Raw genomic sequence first — 15,319 nt, forward strand, 5'->3', positions numbered from 1 at the left:
GAATACCGAGTTCCGGTCCTGTAAACGGCAAGCTACCAACAGGACTAGGCCGAATGGCGCCTGCCGTCTAATTCATTGTTAAGCTTCAGTTTTAATGCTCAGCCGGCGCATTAACATTAAGTGATAATATTGCGATACCTAATATTTCTAGACAGCGTATGGTTAATATTCCGAAATAGGAGGCTGACATGCCGTTTTTTAACGAAGCGAGCCGAGTATATAATACTATCGAAGTCACCTTTTTGCGTAGCTGCTATACTAATGCAGCCATCATTCTCGAAGAAAGTGACCAGAATTATTCGGCTCATGAACTCGCATCGTGCATAATTTTGCTGTACGAACGTGGACTACGCGATCAAAGTTATATCAGCGAACTTGCTGCAAACCTGGCACATCTTAGATACAGCAGACGCCATCAGATGGATCGGGCAAATTCCAACAACCTCTTTGGAACGTTTGCCTGAGCGAGAGAGTTTTTTCCCAAACTCGTTTCGGGTCTGTGATCGCTTGCCTAAGAGAGCCAAAGCCGATGTGCCACAGCCAATCAGGAGAAGCACTCCGGCTACCTGCTGTCTAACAAGACGTTCGAGCTACACTGTCTTAAAATGTGTTAACCTGGCGCTGGAGGCGTGTTGATATCCGTTTCTGTAAAGCTGCGGGCTTTTTCCAGAATCCGCTCCGCAGCCTCGTACTGTTCGTCGGATACCCTGACTGCGAGGAACGTTCCGCCCTGCTCTATCCCGGCTGAGTATATGTTCGCATCCGTTCACTAAGGCCCGCTTCGACGAGAGAACGATAAACATTCCCGGCGATGCCGCCGATTGCAGCCCACTAACAGCACCCGTCAGGGTGCTCGCGAGCCAGCCTGCAGCGACGATCCGCCCAAGTCCGGGGATTGCCATCAATCCAAGACCTGTGAGCAATCCTGCGGTCCCGCCCACAAGGGCCCCGGTGCCTGCTGCGACACCGGCTGCATTCTCCGTCAATTCTCCTTCGCTCCCGCTGGATATGATGGCAATTTCTTCGGCATGGATTCCTGAAGCCACCAAAGCGGCAATAGTGAGTTTTGCTTGGAGTGTGTTTGAAAACAACGCACTTACGGTTCGCATTGCGCCTATCCTTTTTGTGTGAACCGCCTAACACCCGACAGGCGGGTTCGTTCCGTAGTCCCAAGGGGAACAAACTGCTTTTCGATCGGTTAGACAGCGCGACAATCAAAGGAAAGACAATTAAGGGAGTGGAAAATGTCTGATACTCGACACTGGCTCATTCAATGGCTTCGTGATGCTCATGCAATGGAAGAGCAAGCCGAAACGATGCTGAACGGACTCCTTGGGCGTCTGGAAAACTATCCGAACTTGGCCGAACGCATCCGTGGCCACCTTGAAGAAACCAAGACCCAAGCTGAGCGGCTTGAGCGTTGTCTGGATCAACTCGGTGAAGATGCATCCACTTTAAAGGATGCTGGCGGTAAACTGATGGCCATGGGTCAGTCGTTTAGTGGCTTTTTCGCGGGCGACGAGGTTTTGAAAGGCTCCCTTGCGAGCTTCGCATTCGAGAATATGGAAATTGCCTCCTACACGATCCTCATCGCTGCTGCCCGCCGATTGAATGAGGAAGAAATTGCAAGGGCATGTGAGCAGAGCCTGCAAGAGGAAATCGCTATGGCGGACTGGCTTCGGTCCAATCTGGATGCGACAACTACCCAGTTTCTGGAGAGGACTTTTGCCGAGAGCGACGCCGCGAAGCGCTAAAAATCCGAAACCACTTCGATGCCCCTTCAATCATCTTCACCGACCTCATCCTCCCCATCATCCGAGACGCTGTTTCTCGGATGCCAGCGCAAAGCGTGGATCTGAATGTACGAATGCGGCGCGCGGCCCCAGCGGCGTTTAGAAACGCCGCCGGGGTTTACACTTTTTTAAGGCTTCTTTACAACCACCGCGGCATTTGGCTCTGAGGAAAACGTGGCACGCTTCGCCTGCATGATTGAGCCATCGGATCGTAGTTGTGCATTGGGGAGACGCAAATGAGTTGGATCATTTTAGCGGAAGCTGTTCTTACCTCTGTGCTGGCACTGGTTGCACTTGCCATGATTTGGCACGCGGGGCGCTAGCCGATTATACCAGGCAGTTCATTTTTTACCCTTGACCGCTGTCCTTGTTCCCCTATCAAACACCTTTGCGCAGGCTTTCCAGACCGATGGCAACCCAACTTGCGCGAGCCCCGGCTATCGCCCCCCCGCAGGCCGGGGCTTTTATTTGAAGCATATGAACTGCGGTCCTTCACCCTTAGTCAATCCCCTGGTCTGGACACAGCTGGTCATCTCTCATCTGTTTTGGTGACGATGAACCAATTCAACGCACGTGACGGTCTGTTTCGTTTCGGTGCTGAGAAATCGCGGGGTCGATACCTGCGGAAACCAGAAAATCATGCCTTTTAGCGAAAGCAACAAACAGTCCGCGGGCCGTTTCGAAGTCAATTTCTCCGCGCAGCGCGGCCGCGCAGGCCTTTAGTGCAATGTTATGGGCTGGGTTTCGAAGTGAAGCGGGCTGTTCTGAAAGAAACCGGTAGGCCTCAGTCGCATTGCGAACCTCGACCGGAAGGCCAAGGCCAACAAGAATGGAAACTGGCTTTTCAAACAAATCGGTTCTCATCGTACTCTCCTTTCTAGCCGTAAGGTTTTGGTTTGCCGTTAGCCGTCAGTGGATGACTGGTAACCCAGACGTGACGGTGCAAAATGGGTATTGGGCGAGTTAAATGCACGCTCCAGAGAACTACAGCGAGAAACGTACTTTCATTAATCGTCGTCGCCTACGTTAGCCGCCTCCAGAATATCAATGAGATCGGCGATTATTCCCGACGGTAGTGAACGTCCGTCATTAACGAGTGCTTCGTCAGCATTGATCCACGCCCAAGCTTGGGCAAGCTCTGCTGATGATGCTCCAGTCGCGTTAATTGCTGCGGCTAGCGCCTCGTCGGTGGGTCCCAAAATAGCGGTTATCTCTTTGATTTTCATCTGAGCTACCTTTGTATTCCCGGGAAGCGGAAGCCATGAAATCCAGTCTCATTACTCAGTGCAATTTGAACTCGCCCTCAACGCGGCGCCATTCGTTTGGCCCAATCAGTCGCTGATGTGTGTAGCGGACGGAATGTAACGGGCCATCAAGTTTGGCCTGCCAAAAATCCAGAAAGCGGTGCATTTCCGGAAAATCCGGCGCCAGATCATAGTCTTGCCAGATATAAGATTGCAAAACGCATTCGAAATCGGGAATTCGATAGAGTATGTGGGCGGTGGTGAGGCCATAGCCGTGCATCTGACGTTCCAGATCCGATGAAAATCGCACGATTCATCTCCGTTTCAAGATAGCCAAAGACTGAGAATAAATGTTGCTCCGCTTCCTGAAAAATTCAACAGAAAAAATGATTTTATCGTTCGTTACCAGTGCGTTGGCAGCATTCTGCGATGAATGCTAATTTTTCTCGTCTCCCTCTTGAAATCAGGAAATCGCTAAACCAGATCATCACGCGCAAGATGCTCCAAGGAGGTTTTGCACCCGCCCGGACTGGTGATCCGGTCCGGGCGGGGAGCTACGTCATCTTTTTTGCTCAACGGAGGAAAACATGTCGTTTCGACCGCTTCATGATCGAATTCTTGTCCGCCGGGTTAATTCGCAGGAAAAGACCCAAGGTGGGATAATCATTCCTGACACGGCGAAGGAAAAGCCCCAAGAAGGCGAAGTAGTCGCGGTAGGCGCCGGCACCCGAAACGAGGTTGGCCAAATTCAGGCGCTTGACGTTAATGCTGGCGATCGCATCCTGTTTGGCAAATGGTCGGGCACGGAAATAAAGATCAATGGTGAGGAACTCTTGATCATGAAGGAAAGCGATGTCTTTGGCATTATCGAGCATGCGACCGAGCAGAAAAAAGCTGCCTAACGCGAAAATTTATTAATTCAATCCATCAGTCAGATAGCTGCCTATTGAGGAGTTAAAAAATGGCTGCGAAAGAAGTCAAGTTTCACACTGACGCCCGGGAACGCATGCTGCGTGGGGTCGACACACTTGCCAATGCCGTTAAAGTAACCCTTGGCCCAAAGGGACGTAATGTCGTGATCGACAAATCCTTCGGTGCCCCGCGCATTACCAAAGACGGCGTTTCTGTCGCCAAGGAAATTGAACTGGAAGACAAGTTCGAAAACATGGGCGCGCAAATGCTGCGCGAAGTGGCTTCGAAGACCAATGATCTTGCCGGTGACGGTACTACCACTGCCACCGTTCTTGCCCAGGCGATTGTTAAGGAAGGCGCAAAGGCGGTTGCTTCAGGTATGAATCCAATGGACCTAAAGCGCGGTATTGACCTTGCGGTCGATGCCGTCGTCAGGGAATTGAAGGCAAATGCGCGCAAGATTACCAGCAATTCTGAGATCGCGCAGGTCGGTACGATTTCTGCAAATGGCGACGAAGAGATCGGGCGCTATCTTGCGGAAGCGATGGAGAAGGTAGGTAACGACGGCGTCATCACCGTCGAAGAAGCCAAAACTGCCGAAACGGAACTTGAAGTCGTTGAAGGCATGCAATTCGACCGAGGCTATCTATCGCCCTACTTCGTTACCAATCAGGACAAGATGAGGGTCGAACTCGAAGATCCATACATTCTGATCCACGAAAAGAAGCTGTCGAATTTGCAGGCTATGCTGCCACTGCTTGAGGCTGTGGTCCAGTCGGGCAAGCCACTTCTGATCATCGCTGAGGACGTCGAGGGAGAAGCTCTGGCGACGCTTGTCGTTAACAAGCTGCGCGGTGGTTTGAAGATTGCAGCCGTAAAGGCACCGGGCTTTGGTGATCGACGCAAGGCCATGCTCGAAGACATTGCCGTACTGACTGGTGGCTCTGTTATCTCGGATGATCTCGGCATCAAGCTCGAGAACGTTACGTTAAACATGCTTGGCAGAGCTAGGAAAGTGGCAATCGAGAAGGAGAGTACAACAATCATTGACGGCGTAGGCTCTAAAACCGAAATCGACGCTCGGGCTGCACAGATCCGAACGCAGATCGAAGAAACCACGTCAGATTACGACCGGGAGAAGTTGCAGGAGCGCCTCGCCAAGCTTGCCGGCGGTGTCGCTGTGATCCGTGTCGGCGGCTCGACAGAAGTGGAAGTAAAGGAGAAAAAAGACCGGGTCGACGACGCGCTGCATGCGACCCGCGCCGCTGTTGAGGAAGGCATTCTGCCGGGCGGCGGAGTGGCCCTTCTCCGGGCGGTCAAGGCGCTGGATGATCTGTCGGCAACCAATCAAGATCAAAAGGTCGGTATCGATATCGTGCGTCGCGCGATCGAAGCGCCGGTTCGGCAAATTGCCGAAAATGCCGGGGCGGAAAGCTCTGTTGTCGTTGGGAAGCTTCGCGAGCGGACTGACCACTCTTACGGCTGGAACGCACAGACGGGCGAATATGGCGATCTCTACGCCCAGGGCGTCATTGATCCCGCCAAAGTGGTGCGCACTGCGCTTCAGGACGCGGCGTCCGTTGCCGGCCTTCTAGTTACAACCGAAGCCATGATCGCCGAAAAACCCAAGAAGGAAATCCAACCCGCCCCTGCTGGCGCAGGTATGGACTTTTAATTATTGAAGACATGGCCCGCTCTTCCGAGCGGGCCATGTATACTCCAGATTGCCAGTCAAAAACTGATTTGCATAAAAATTGACCCTCGCCGACCAGTATCCTCACTTTGCCACTTTTGTTCGGACAAAGTTCTGACGACTGCGCATCCCAATTTGCTTGCTTCCGACCTGCTATATATTAGCTCGGGGGTTTCGCTTTGAAAGCAGTAAGAGCGAGGCGATGATGATCGTTCCAATAATGAACAGAAACGCCGCAGCAGCGATGGCTGGACTTATATTCTCTCTGATTGTCGAGAACATCTGACGAGCAACCGTGCGTTGGTTCGGACCTGCAACAAACAAGGTTAGCACGACTTCATCCAAGGACGTTGCAAAAGCAAACACCGCCCCTGTCACGATGCCCGGTGTTGCCAATGGTAGAGTTACCTGACGCAAAACCATCCAAGGTGATGCGCCAAGGCTAGCTGCGGCATTTTCCAGGCGGCGGTCAATGCCCTGAAGCGCAGCGGTCACGTTAACAACAACAAACGGAATTGCAATGACCGTATGAGCAAGGATAACACCCATATACGTATTTGCGAGGCCATACTGTGCGAACATCAACTGCATGCCGACGCCAAGCACGACTGCTGGAACGACCATTGGCAGCAGAAATACTGTTCGAAAGAAGCTGAATAACAAAGATACAGACTTTCCACGTAATCCGAGTGCAGCAACCGTACCAAGAATGCTCGCAAGGATCGTCGTTCCAATTCCAATAATTAAACTATTGACGATGGATCGACGCCAAGCGTCGGCCATGAACAACTCATGAAACCAACGAAAAGAATAACCAGGAATCGGGTAATTCAAGAAAATGCTGTCTGTAAAAGCCAGAGGAAGGATGGCAAATAACGGAGCCATCAAAAAGATGATAACCCCAGACCCGAATATTGCCTTGCTGACGATGAGCGTTCTCATGCGCGCGCTTCCTCCGAAGATAGACGAAGATAGACGACGTAGAGGATCATTGTTGCAGCCAGAAGCACAATTCCAAGCGCGCCGGCCATACCCCAATTGGCCGCCCCAGTCGCGTAATAGGCGATGACAGAGCTAATCATCTGATCCTTAGCCCCCCCGATCAGTGCTGGTGTGATGTAGTAACCAAGTGCACTCATAAAGACGACAAGCCCACCGGACACGACACCCCGAAGGCTAAGGGGCAGCAGTACCAACAAAAAAGCGCGAAAGGGTGACGCGCCTAACGATGCAGCAGCAGGCATCAGGTTTTTCGGAATCCCGATGAGAACGCTGAAGATCGGCAGTACCATGAAGGGTAGAAGGACGTGGGTCATTGCAATCACGACGCCCAACCGGTTGAAGATGAGTGGTACGGGCCCGCTTGTCAAACCAAGGGTTTGAAGCGTCATATTGATGAGGCCATTGTCCTGAAGAATGATGTACCAGGCTGCAGTTCGCACAAGGAGCGAAGTCCAGAGAGGAAGAAGCACAGCTCCCAGTAGCAATTGACGTCTCCAACCATTAGTCGATGCGGCAACCATCGCAAAGGGTAGTCCTATAGCAACACAACATATCGTCACCACTCCGGCCATGATCAGCGTTCGAAAGAGCGTGGTCCGATTGGCGGATTTATCTTCGGGCACATTGATGATACTGCCGTTGGCGTCTCGCTGTAGATCGACAGCCGACAGCAGGTTTCTGTCGGTAATCGTGGTGCCAGCCGCTTCCTGGATTGCAATCCAGAATACCGGATCGCTCCATCGCGGGTCCACCGACACCAGATCGGAGATTGACTGGTTCTCCGCAACAGCGGTACGTGTCTTGGTCATCAAAGTGCGAAAGCCGGACTTTGCGCTGTTCAATCGACGGACCAAGTCGCCGAAAAGCTCATCGTCGCTGACATTTCGGATGTCGTTGGCGAGTGCTAGCTGAGCTGCCGCCGACGCGACAGTTGCTCTGTCCCAATCCTGCAGGGACTCGGATACGGTGGGTAGTGCTCTTGACGCGATAGGATCGGAAACCGCCGACTTCATCATTGTTGCAAGTGGTGCGACGAAGAAAAATGCCAGGAAGAGAGCCAGTGGTGCAATTAGCGCTATCGACTTGATTTGATTTTGGAGCCGAGATGGACGGTTCATGAAACGACCCAGCATTGTTCCGGAGCGAAAGAGGCTATGACCTCTTGCCCTATTTTTGGCGTGATCGCGGTTCTAGTAGCCTTGACCACGAAGGATCCGTTTCCGGCGTCCACTTGTACCTGAAGATGGTCACCGTGATACACAATATCCGCTACCGTTACCTTTAGCTGATTTTTTGCCGCTCCAGGCTGTCCGAGCTCTATACGTTCCGGGCGCACAGACACATTGATAGTGCTTCGAGGTTCCAAGCCTGCGGTAGATGCTACTTTGATTGTTTGACCATCATCCAAAGTGACGTCCACGATGCCATTGGACGATGAAGCGACTGTGCCGCTCACTAGGTTAGTTTCGCCAATAAACTCGGCAACGAATTGAGTTTTTGGCCGGTCGTAAATTTCCGAGGGTTCGCCGATCTGCTCAATCTTGCCATGATTGAAGATCGCTATGCGATCGGACATCGTCAAAGCTTCAGTCTGATCGTGTGTAACAAAGACGATAGTCAAGCCCAAGCGATGATGGATATCGCGAATATCCATCTGCATCTGTTCGCGAAGCTTCTTGTCAAGAGCGCCCAACGGCTCGTCCATCAATACGACTTCCGGCTCGAATACCAATGCGCGAGCCAGCGCAACCCTCTGTTGCTGACCACCGGATAATTGTATTGGTCGACGTTCGTGGAAGGCTCCCAGTTGAACCATGTCGAGGGCCTTCGTCACACGCTCGACAATCTCGGCTTTGGAAAGGCCCCTCATCTTGAGCGGAAATCCTACGTTGTCCGCTACAGACATGTGAGGAAACAAAGCGTAATTCTGGAATACAACTCCCATATTTCGCTTATGGGGCGGCAAAGCATCTACGCGCCTGCCTCCGACAGCAATTGCACCGCTAGTTGGATTCTCGAAACCGGCCAGCATCATGAGAAGTGTTGTCTTGCCGGACCCGGATGGGCCCAGCATGCTCACGAACTCTCCCTTGCCAATCGACAGATCGAGATCATCGACAACGGTCATCATACCGAACGCTTTGCTGACCTGGTCGAAATGGATAAACGCGTCACTCATCATAACCTGCGCTGATTCTTGGTAGTCTCGAGGCCAAAGGCTGCTCCGCTGCCCCTGAGGGCAATGGAGCAAGAGATTGCAATCGTTGATTCCTATTGAGCTAGCCAGGCATTGAAACGCTGCGTCAACTCTTCTAGGTTGTCGGTCCAGAAATCCACGTCCAGAGCGATGGCTCCGCCGATGTTTTCATCGGCAGTCGGAAGCTCTTTCTGGAACTGTTCAGGCACCAGCTTCGTCGCCCCAAGGGTCGGTAAACCGTAAGCGATATATTCAGGAAGTTTCGCCTGGTTCTCTGCCTTGCTGGCATAGGCGATGAAATCCATGCCCGCATCCTTGTTCGGGCTATCTTTCAAAATGACCCAGCTATCGATGGCGTATACACTGCCCGGGAACACAAATCCGAAACTCTTGCCTTCGGACCGGTTGATGCCGCTGATACGACCATTGTAAGCAGAAGTCATGACGACCTGCCCGGACGAGAGCAGCTGTAGCGGCTGCGCGCCAGCGTCCCACCAGATGATATCTGCCTTCAATTCTTCAAGTTTCCTGAAAGCCCGGTCAACGCCGCCTTCACTGCTCAAAACTTCATAAACTTGATTAGCAGGAACGCCGTCGGCCATCAATGCGAACTCAAGAGCGTATTTCGGCCCTTTGCGAAGGCCGCGCTTGCCGGGAAACTTCTTCGTATCCCAGAAATCAGCCCATGTCCTTGGCTCTTCTTTGAGCTTTTCGCCGTCATATGAAAGCCCGGTCGACCACACGATATTGCCAACACCACAGTCACTGACTGCTGCAGGAAGATACGCATCCTTCCCGCCAAGCTTCTCCCAATCAATTTTCTCATAAATACCGTCGGCGCACCCTAGCGCTAATTCTTCAGCCTCAACTTCCACCACGTCCCAGTTTGGAACACCGGCCTTCACCTTGGCCTGGAGAACGCCGTAACCGCCCTCCCAACTTTCATCTAAAACTGGCTTGCCGATCGCGGAGGCGAAGGGTTGAAAGAAAATTTTACGTTGCGCGTCCTGAAAATTTCCTCCCCAGGATACAACGGTCAGATCACGGGCCTGGGCACCAAAGACACCTGCTACCAGGACTGTGGACGCTATAATCGAAACTTTGAGTATGTTCATCGGACGCTCCCCTTTGTGCTCTCGATGGCCTATAGCAAAGCACGTTTGAAAACTTTGGAAAGCGGGGTTAACCGAAACGGTCAATATATTCACCATATTTCAGTATAGGGTGAAGGGATTAATAAGTTGGCGGAGTAACCGCGCTGATAATCTCGCTCTGACCGTCGAAGACATTCCGAAACCGATGAGGCACACGGCTATCAAAATAATACCCATCGCCGGGTTTTAGCACCCTCTTCTGGCTTCCGACCGTAACTTCAACCAGACCAGAAAGCACCATGCCAGCCTCCTGTGCTGCGTGAGTAAATTCCTCGCCAGAATCCGCCCCAGGTGCATAACGTTCATGTAACATGAGAAGTTCTCGATTGGGATGGTCCAGACCGATTACTCTATAGGAAATCGTATCTACCTTCCCAATCTCAGCTAAATCTGCCGACGAATAGAAGGGCGAATAAGGAAGGCTGGATTGCAAATCGGAGAAAAAACCGGTCAGTGTTGTCCCCAACGCATCGAGTACTGCACCAAGAGTGTCGATGGACGGGCTCATCCGGTCACGTTCGATCAATGATATTGTGGAGTGAGATATCCCGGAACGAGCGGCGAGTTCTCGAACTCCCAGATCTCGGCGACGACGAAGTTCGCGAAGTTTGCTACCGATTTTAGGCATATATCGTTTTCCATGTTTCTGTGCTTACCCACATTGTCATCGTAAACGCAGGGAGGATACCTGGAGCGAAATTGGTTCACCTGCTTTGGTGATTATAATGAACATATGGTTTGTGGGCAATTGTCGGATAGCCAAGCTTGAAAGATGTTGAGGATGATCATCCCACACAGGAGGTTTTGATGACGTCGCGTCTCGATGCGCTGAAAGGCAAGTTTATTCAAATAAAAGAACCGACACGAGACGCCGTCTCTGATACGGCGCCGGTCGAAAAAATAGTGAAGGACATCATCGCAAATGTCCGAGAACGCGGCGATGCTGCTGTTCGCGAATATTCTCTTGCTTTTGATAAAGCGGATCTCGACCGTTTCGAGGTCACTGAGGAAGAAAAGCTCAAGGCCGTTGCCGACCTTGATCCGCAGACGCGTCAAGACACCGAATTTGCCATCGCCAATGTCCGCCGTTTCGCCGAAGCACAACTCGGCACGATCCTCCCGTTGGAAATAGAGAGCTTGCCGGGCCTGCATCTCGGTCATCGGGTTATTCCGATTGAAATCGTAGGCTGTTACGTACCAGGCGGACGTTATCCTCTTCTCTCAGCTCCGGTAATGACGATCGTCCCGGCCAAAGTCGCTGGTTGTGATCAGGTCATCGCCTGTCTTCCCCCGAATGCGCATCAGGCCATGATTGCAGGCTGTCATCTGGCAGGTGCAGACCGCATCTTCCGCGTCGGCGGTGCACAGGCAATCGCAGCCATGGCATATGGCACGGAGACTATTCCCGCGGTCGACAAAATCGTGGGGCCCGGCAATGCGTTTGTAAACGAAGCAAAGCGTCAGGTTTTCGGCCAAGTAGGTATTGATCAGCTTGCGGGCCCAAGCGAAATCTTCATCGTTGCCGACGAAACAGCCAATCCTGCGACGCTGGCGACCGACATGCTTGCTCAGGCTGAGCATGACGTACGCACACGCGTTGGCCTGGTTACGACAGATCGGAAGCTGGCGGATGAGACCATCAAAGAAGTCGAAAAACAGCTGCGGAACCTTTCCACCGCTGCTGTAGCAGGGGTTGCATGGAAAGATTACGGCGAAGTGACCGTTGTTGACGACGAAGAAACCATGATCGCCTACTCCGACTATATCGCAACAGAGCATCTTCAGGTCCACACACGCGACCCGAAGGCAACGGCGAAAAAGCTGCGCAACTATGGTTCGATTTTCATCGGCGAGCTGGCCAGTGTTGTATACTCCGACAAATGCTGCGGCACGAACCACACACTGCCCACTATGGCGGCGGGCCGTTACACGGGTGGACTTTGGGTGGGCTCATACGTAAAAATTGCCACGCATCAATGGCTGGACGAGCGTGGCGTTGCTGCTGTAGCGCCAGCTGCTGTTCGGCAAAGTGCAACGGAACAGCTCGAAGGACACCGTCGGGCCGCAGCGCTCCGACTGAGCCCTGAACAGTTGGAAACTGTCTAGCTAGCCATCCGGATTATCGCGATGTCGGGAAGAAGCCGCCGAGGTATTTCGGCGGCTTCTTTCTGCTTAACAGGCCCTTCGGAATAAGGGAACGAAGCACTCCACGCCAACCTTGGCGCTTCGAAGGGAAGGCTACCTATTGCTGCTTCGAGAGCACGATGAAATTATTCTGGAGAATGTTAGCGCTGCGACCTGATTGCCAGTCAGAAGTGTGAGAATGCCGAGCCTCCTCATAACAACTTACGATAGCCACGTCATGTTAATCTGAGTGACAACCTAGGTGTTGAAATTAGCACCATTTGGTGATAAATTGACTCAACTGCAGGAGGTAGTTTTATGCGTTCAACCATTAATCTTGATGATAATCTCTTGGAAAAAGCCAGATCCCTGACGGGCACAAAGGAGACAGCCGCTTTGGTCCGCCAAGCGTTAGAAGCACTCGTGCGCGTCGAGACTGGTAAACGGCTTATCGCTCTTGGAGGCACCATGCCGGACGCTGAAGCCGCCCCCCGCCGTCGGAGCTCAGTGAATAAGTGATATTAGCAGATACTTCCATTTGGATTGATCATTTCCGCCGAGGTGATAACGATCTTGTAAAAATTATTGGTAACGATCTTCTGCTTTGCCATCCGGCAGTCATTGGCGAACTTGCTTTGGGCAGCCTACGCGACAGGACCGCTGTGTTAACTTTTCTCCGCGCACAGCGTGAGACTATCGTAGCAACCCACGACGAGGTTATGACTCTCATTGAGAGGCATAACGTTTTTAGCATGGGTATTGGCTACACGGATGCTCACTTGCTCGCTTCTGTCCTACTTGATCAGCGCACATCACTTTGGACCCGAGACAAGCGGCTCAAGCTAGCGGCCCTCAAAGCTGGCGCTGCTCTTTATGAGCCCTTTCATAGTTAAAAAGAATATAACGCCATCCGCTTGATCGGCCGTTTTGATGAGCTCGACCGGGTGACACGGTCTTGAATGGGACCGGAAGCAGAAAGTCCGGTCCGGCCAAAAAATGTGCTAAAGGGGGCATAATGAGCTGTCGGCACAACCACCTGATTGCCAGTCAGGAACGATGCGGCAAGAACTGAGCCTGCTATCAGTCCAGCGTTTAACGTTTATACCAATTAGTGGCCGGCTCCTTCGAGGCTCACAGTCTCGCTCAATCAAGTTTGGTTTGTGCAGTTAGGATCGCCAACTCGCTTGATGTAAGGATGACGGTATATCGATAATGGGATGAACCACGCTCTCGACCATGAATGGCGCATGCTACGAAAGTGATCTGCAGCCCTCCATCAGATGTAGCTTCTGTATGAGATTCTTTAAGTGCTTCGTTATAAATCGTAGCCGTATCTGCCCATTCGCGCCTTGCGGCTCCAACGTTTACAATCATTACATTCCCTGTCTTATCGTTTGCCGGAGCAATTGATGGTGAGCTGAAGTGCTCCCGGGCGTTTCTATGAGGCTGTCAGGTTTAATAGAAGAACCATAAACGATGGTGTTCTCATCCTGTTTGAGGATGGCAGATAAAAAAGGAGCCGCTTGGTTCGATTGGCAGTCGGCACACGTTTTTTATTCGAATACTGGCCACCAACCAACACTCCGCATTTTTGGGTTGGCAATGTGCTCTGTTCGACGAAACTGGGCTCTGCGCTCTTGGAGTGGAGCCTTTAATTGACTATCCGTTTATGTCGCCGAATAGCCCGGTTCAAGCGTCGTGTGCGGAGCGCGATAAGCAATTCCAAGATTTAAGCGCGATAATGCTTCCAGCAGTGATTCAAAGGCGATAGTAGTTGCCTTCGCATTTTTCTTAAATTCCAATGAGCCAACGAGGATTATCTTGTTGCCTTGTATTCCTGCATTTTCTCAATTTCACGAATGAATTGCTCTGCATATTGAGCTGTGTCAAAATAGTCCTGCTCATTTACTCCAAGATTATGATGACGGGTAAACACTGCCTTCAATCGATCCAGAAACTTGGGCTCAGTCTCAGCCAGATGGCCGATAAGGACCTGAAGTATCTGTTCGTGAGCCAGAACCTTCCGTTCGAGCGCGGTTGTATCATTTCTCATCGGGTTTACCACCTCTCGGTCCATGACGTCCCGTGCGCGAGCGGGAAAATCCACCGCACGCACGTCGCAAGATGTTTGCAAGCCTGGTCCAATCCCGGGAGGGTTCACTCATCTGCCGATGAGCATTTCTAAGGTCGCCTTTACTGGCAGCATGATCCTCTTCATGGCGCGGACGTACAGGTTGATTGTGTTCAGACGATGTGGATGACCGCTCCTTTTTCATTTCAGCCTCCTGTTAATGCACGCTTGCATTCGCGCTAAAGCGCTTTAGCAAGCGCATTGCTACATGCTGTGGCGAGCGCAGCATTCGGTTGTTCCGCTCCCAACGGCGTGGCCCAGCCGGATTTTTCGATAAGCGTGCGGCGCGAATAGGCCGGTGCGGCTTTGTATTCGGCCATCACCTTTACGGCCTCGGGATCATTCTTAGATTTTTCCAGGCAGTATGGTGTAAGCGCGAGTGCCACACCGTCAGACATATTGGACGCGATTAGATGTTCTGACGTCCCTCCAGTGACCCAGCCGCCGAAGGTAAAGCCAACAGCCATTGTTGCAATCGCACCAACTATCGCTCCGCCAAAAGCGGAATTTATCCATTGGGCATTTTTCATGGTGAAATCCGATCTTCAACGATCGAACGCGCCTTATTGCGCGTTGAAATGCATTATACCACTCTTATCTGAATAGCTTGCACGAATTCTACCTACCTGGGAACTCTTGCTTCCGCGAGTTCGTTCGGCGGCGCTTCGAAGCAATTGCGCTCAGTTCAGGAGGTGCGATCCTCGCTCGACCAGAAGGGTATCGCCGTTTTCCGGGTCAGTGGAAACTGTTGGCAAAAATGTGAAGATATCCATGCTTGGGCCGCCCCCGAATGTCTGCTTGCGCTTTAATTCGAAAAGGCGCACTGTTTATTATGCACAGCAATTGAAACGGGCGCTGTCGTTGGGAGAGAATAATCTCCTGCCCCAAAATGAAGGGGGACATGCGATGTCTTCCGCTTCACGTCTATCCTACTTTGGCCCAGAAGATTTCCCTTCGCTTCGTGCTTTCCTGCAATGTTCCGGATATTCGCTGGAGGGTTGCGAAAAGCCAGAGACTCGCATGGAAGCCGCCAAACACCTTTGTGAAATTTTCAGCGACGGAAGCCATA

At 51.9% G+C, this 15,319-nt stretch carries 18 protein-coding genes; 8 read left to right on the forward strand and 10 right to left on the reverse strand.

Going from position 1 to position 15,319, the window contains the following annotated elements:
* The first annotated feature begins 188 nt into the window (after positions 1-188).
* Positions 189-464, forward strand: a complete 276-nt coding sequence (locus tag D8666_RS21045; protein ID WP_121539285.1) for a hypothetical protein — start codon at positions 189-191, stop codon at positions 462-464.
* A gap of 780 nt (positions 465-1,244) precedes the next feature.
* Complete coding sequence (locus D8666_RS21050) at positions 1,245-1,754, forward strand: ferritin-like domain-containing protein (RefSeq protein ID WP_121539286.1); 510 nt, start codon at positions 1,245-1,247, stop codon at positions 1,752-1,754.
* A gap of 603 nt (positions 1,755-2,357) precedes the next feature.
* On the opposite strand, the gene D8666_RS21055 is transcribed toward D8666_RS21050, so the two are convergent.
* The 3 genes from D8666_RS21055 to D8666_RS21065 form a co-directional block, all read right to left on the reverse strand.
* Positions 2,358-2,657 carry a DUF982 domain-containing protein gene (locus D8666_RS21055; RefSeq protein ID WP_121539287.1) on the reverse strand — a complete coding sequence of 100 codons (300 nt, stop codon included), beginning with the start codon at positions 2,655-2,657 and terminating at the stop codon, positions 2,358-2,360.
* Between the two features lie 143 nt (positions 2,658-2,800).
* A complete protein-coding gene (locus tag D8666_RS21060) occupies positions 2,801-3,019 on the reverse strand; it encodes a hypothetical protein (protein ID WP_121539288.1) in 219 nt (72 codons plus the stop codon).
* A gap of 55 nt (positions 3,020-3,074) precedes the next feature.
* Complete coding sequence (locus D8666_RS21065; RefSeq protein ID WP_121539289.1) at positions 3,075-3,347, reverse strand: usg protein; 273 nt, start codon at positions 3,345-3,347, stop codon at positions 3,075-3,077.
* 277 nt (positions 3,348-3,624) lie between these two features.
* On the opposite strand from D8666_RS21065, the gene D8666_RS21070 reads away from it, so the two are divergent.
* Together D8666_RS21070 and groL are read left to right on the forward strand one after the other, a co-directional pair.
* Complete coding sequence (locus D8666_RS21070) at positions 3,625-3,939, forward strand: co-chaperone GroES (RefSeq protein WP_121539290.1); 315 nt, start codon at positions 3,625-3,627, stop codon at positions 3,937-3,939.
* 59 nt (positions 3,940-3,998) lie between these two features.
* Positions 3,999-5,624, forward strand: a complete 1,626-nt coding sequence (gene groL, locus D8666_RS21075; RefSeq protein ID WP_121539291.1) for a chaperonin GroEL — start codon at positions 3,999-4,001, stop codon at positions 5,622-5,624.
* A 171-nt stretch (positions 5,625-5,795) separates the two neighbouring features.
* Here groL and D8666_RS21080 read toward each other — a convergent pair whose 3' ends face one another.
* From D8666_RS21080 to D8666_RS21100, 5 genes are all read right to left on the reverse strand, one after another.
* On the reverse strand, positions 5,796-6,584 hold the full coding sequence (locus tag D8666_RS21080; protein ID WP_121539292.1) for an ABC transporter permease: 789 nt from the start codon (positions 6,582-6,584) through the stop codon (positions 5,796-5,798).
* Positions 6,581-7,762 (reverse strand): ABC transporter permease, encoded by a 1,182-nt coding sequence (locus tag D8666_RS21085; RefSeq protein WP_121539293.1) that lies wholly within the window; start codon positions 7,760-7,762, stop codon positions 6,581-6,583. Before D8666_RS21085 ends, D8666_RS21080 begins: the two co-directional genes overlap by 4 nt.
* Entirely contained in the window at positions 7,759-8,823 is a 1,065-nt protein-coding gene (locus tag D8666_RS21090) for an ABC transporter ATP-binding protein (RefSeq protein WP_167836145.1), read from the reverse strand. Before D8666_RS21090 ends, D8666_RS21085 begins: the two co-directional genes overlap by 4 nt.
* A 92-nt stretch (positions 8,824-8,915) precedes the next feature.
* Positions 8,916-9,956 (reverse strand): ABC transporter substrate-binding protein, encoded by a 1,041-nt coding sequence (locus D8666_RS21095; protein ID WP_121539295.1) that lies wholly within the window; start codon positions 9,954-9,956, stop codon positions 8,916-8,918.
* A 118-nt stretch (positions 9,957-10,074) separates the two neighbouring features.
* Positions 10,075-10,623: a cupin domain-containing protein gene (locus tag D8666_RS21100; protein ID WP_121539296.1), complete on the reverse strand. Its 549-nt coding sequence runs from the start codon at positions 10,621-10,623 to the stop codon at positions 10,075-10,077.
* 179 nt (positions 10,624-10,802) lie between these two features.
* Between D8666_RS21100 and hisD the strand changes: the two genes are divergently transcribed.
* From hisD to D8666_RS21115, 3 genes are all read left to right on the forward strand, one after another.
* Entirely contained in the window at positions 10,803-12,101 is a 1,299-nt protein-coding gene (gene hisD, locus D8666_RS21105) for a histidinol dehydrogenase (protein ID WP_121539297.1), read from the forward strand.
* 336 nt (positions 12,102-12,437) lie between these two features.
* Complete coding sequence (locus tag D8666_RS21110) at positions 12,438-12,638, forward strand: type II toxin-antitoxin system VapB family antitoxin (RefSeq protein WP_010660355.1); 201 nt, start codon at positions 12,438-12,440, stop codon at positions 12,636-12,638.
* Positions 12,635-13,012 (forward strand): type II toxin-antitoxin system VapC family toxin, encoded by a 378-nt coding sequence (locus D8666_RS21115; protein WP_121539298.1) that lies wholly within the window; start codon positions 12,635-12,637, stop codon positions 13,010-13,012. The genes D8666_RS21110 and D8666_RS21115 overlap by 4 nt, the downstream gene beginning before the upstream one ends.
* 923 nt (positions 13,013-13,935) lie before the next feature.
* On the opposite strand, the gene D8666_RS21120 is transcribed toward D8666_RS21115, so the two are convergent.
* Positions 13,936-14,172 carry a hypothetical protein gene (locus D8666_RS21120; RefSeq protein WP_094543862.1) on the reverse strand — a complete coding sequence of 79 codons (237 nt, stop codon included), beginning with the start codon at positions 14,170-14,172 and terminating at the stop codon, positions 13,936-13,938.
* Positions 14,173-14,429: 257 nt separating this feature from the next.
* The gene (locus tag D8666_RS21130) at positions 14,430-14,780 is read right to left on the reverse strand and encodes a hypothetical protein (protein ID WP_121539300.1); all 351 of its coding nucleotides are present in this window, start codon (positions 14,778-14,780) and stop codon (positions 14,430-14,432) included.
* A gap of 241 nt (positions 14,781-15,021) precedes the next feature.
* Here D8666_RS21130 and D8666_RS24380 point away from each other — a divergent pair.
* A partial coding sequence (locus D8666_RS24380; protein ID WP_209446006.1) for a hypothetical protein occupies positions 15,022-15,319 on the forward strand: 298 nt, incomplete at its 3' end.

Source organism: Ochrobactrum soli, assembly GCF_003664555.1.
GTDB classification, from domain to species: domain Bacteria; phylum Pseudomonadota; class Alphaproteobacteria; order Rhizobiales; family Rhizobiaceae; genus Brucella; species Brucella teleogrylli.

Excerpts from the sequence above, each read along its gene's own strand:
- D8666_RS21045 (WP_121539285.1), top strand. The coding sequence starts at position 189 with ATGCCGTTTTTTAACGAAGCGAGCCGAGTATATAATACTATCGAAGTC.
- D8666_RS21050 (WP_121539286.1), top strand. The coding sequence starts at position 1,245 with ATGTCTGATACTCGACACTGGCTCATTCAATGGCTTCGTGATGCTCAT.
- D8666_RS21055 (WP_121539287.1), bottom strand. The coding sequence starts at position 2,657 with ATGAGAACCGATTTGTTTGAAAAGCCAGTTTCCATTCTTGTTGGCCTT.
- D8666_RS21060 (WP_121539288.1), bottom strand. The coding sequence starts at position 3,019 with ATGAAAATCAAAGAGATAACCGCTATTTTGGGACCCACCGACGAGGCG.
- D8666_RS21070 (WP_121539290.1), top strand. The coding sequence starts at position 3,625 with ATGTCGTTTCGACCGCTTCATGATCGAATTCTTGTCCGCCGGGTTAAT.
- groL (WP_121539291.1), top strand. The coding sequence starts at position 3,999 with ATGGCTGCGAAAGAAGTCAAGTTTCACACTGACGCCCGGGAACGCATG.
- D8666_RS21080 (WP_121539292.1), bottom strand. The coding sequence starts at position 6,584 with ATGAGAACGCTCATCGTCAGCAAGGCAATATTCGGGTCTGGGGTTATC.
- D8666_RS21085 (WP_121539293.1), bottom strand. The coding sequence starts at position 7,762 with ATGAACCGTCCATCTCGGCTCCAAAATCAAATCAAGTCGATAGCGCTA.
- D8666_RS21090 (WP_167836145.1), bottom strand. The coding sequence starts at position 8,823 with ATGAGTGACGCGTTTATCCATTTCGACCAGGTCAGCAAAGCGTTCGGT.
- D8666_RS21095 (WP_121539295.1), bottom strand. The coding sequence starts at position 9,956 with ATGAACATACTCAAAGTTTCGATTATAGCGTCCACAGTCCTGGTAGCA.
- D8666_RS21100 (WP_121539296.1), bottom strand. The coding sequence starts at position 10,623 with ATGCCTAAAATCGGTAGCAAACTTCGCGAACTTCGTCGTCGCCGAGAT.
- hisD (WP_121539297.1), top strand. The coding sequence starts at position 10,803 with ATGACGTCGCGTCTCGATGCGCTGAAAGGCAAGTTTATTCAAATAAAA.
- D8666_RS21110 (WP_010660355.1), top strand. The coding sequence starts at position 12,438 with ATGCGTTCAACCATTAATCTTGATGATAATCTCTTGGAAAAAGCCAGA.
- D8666_RS21120 (WP_094543862.1), bottom strand. The coding sequence starts at position 14,172 with ATGAGAAATGATACAACCGCGCTCGAACGGAAGGTTCTGGCTCACGAA.
- D8666_RS21130 (WP_121539300.1), bottom strand. The coding sequence starts at position 14,780 with ATGAAAAATGCCCAATGGATAAATTCCGCTTTTGGCGGAGCGATAGTT.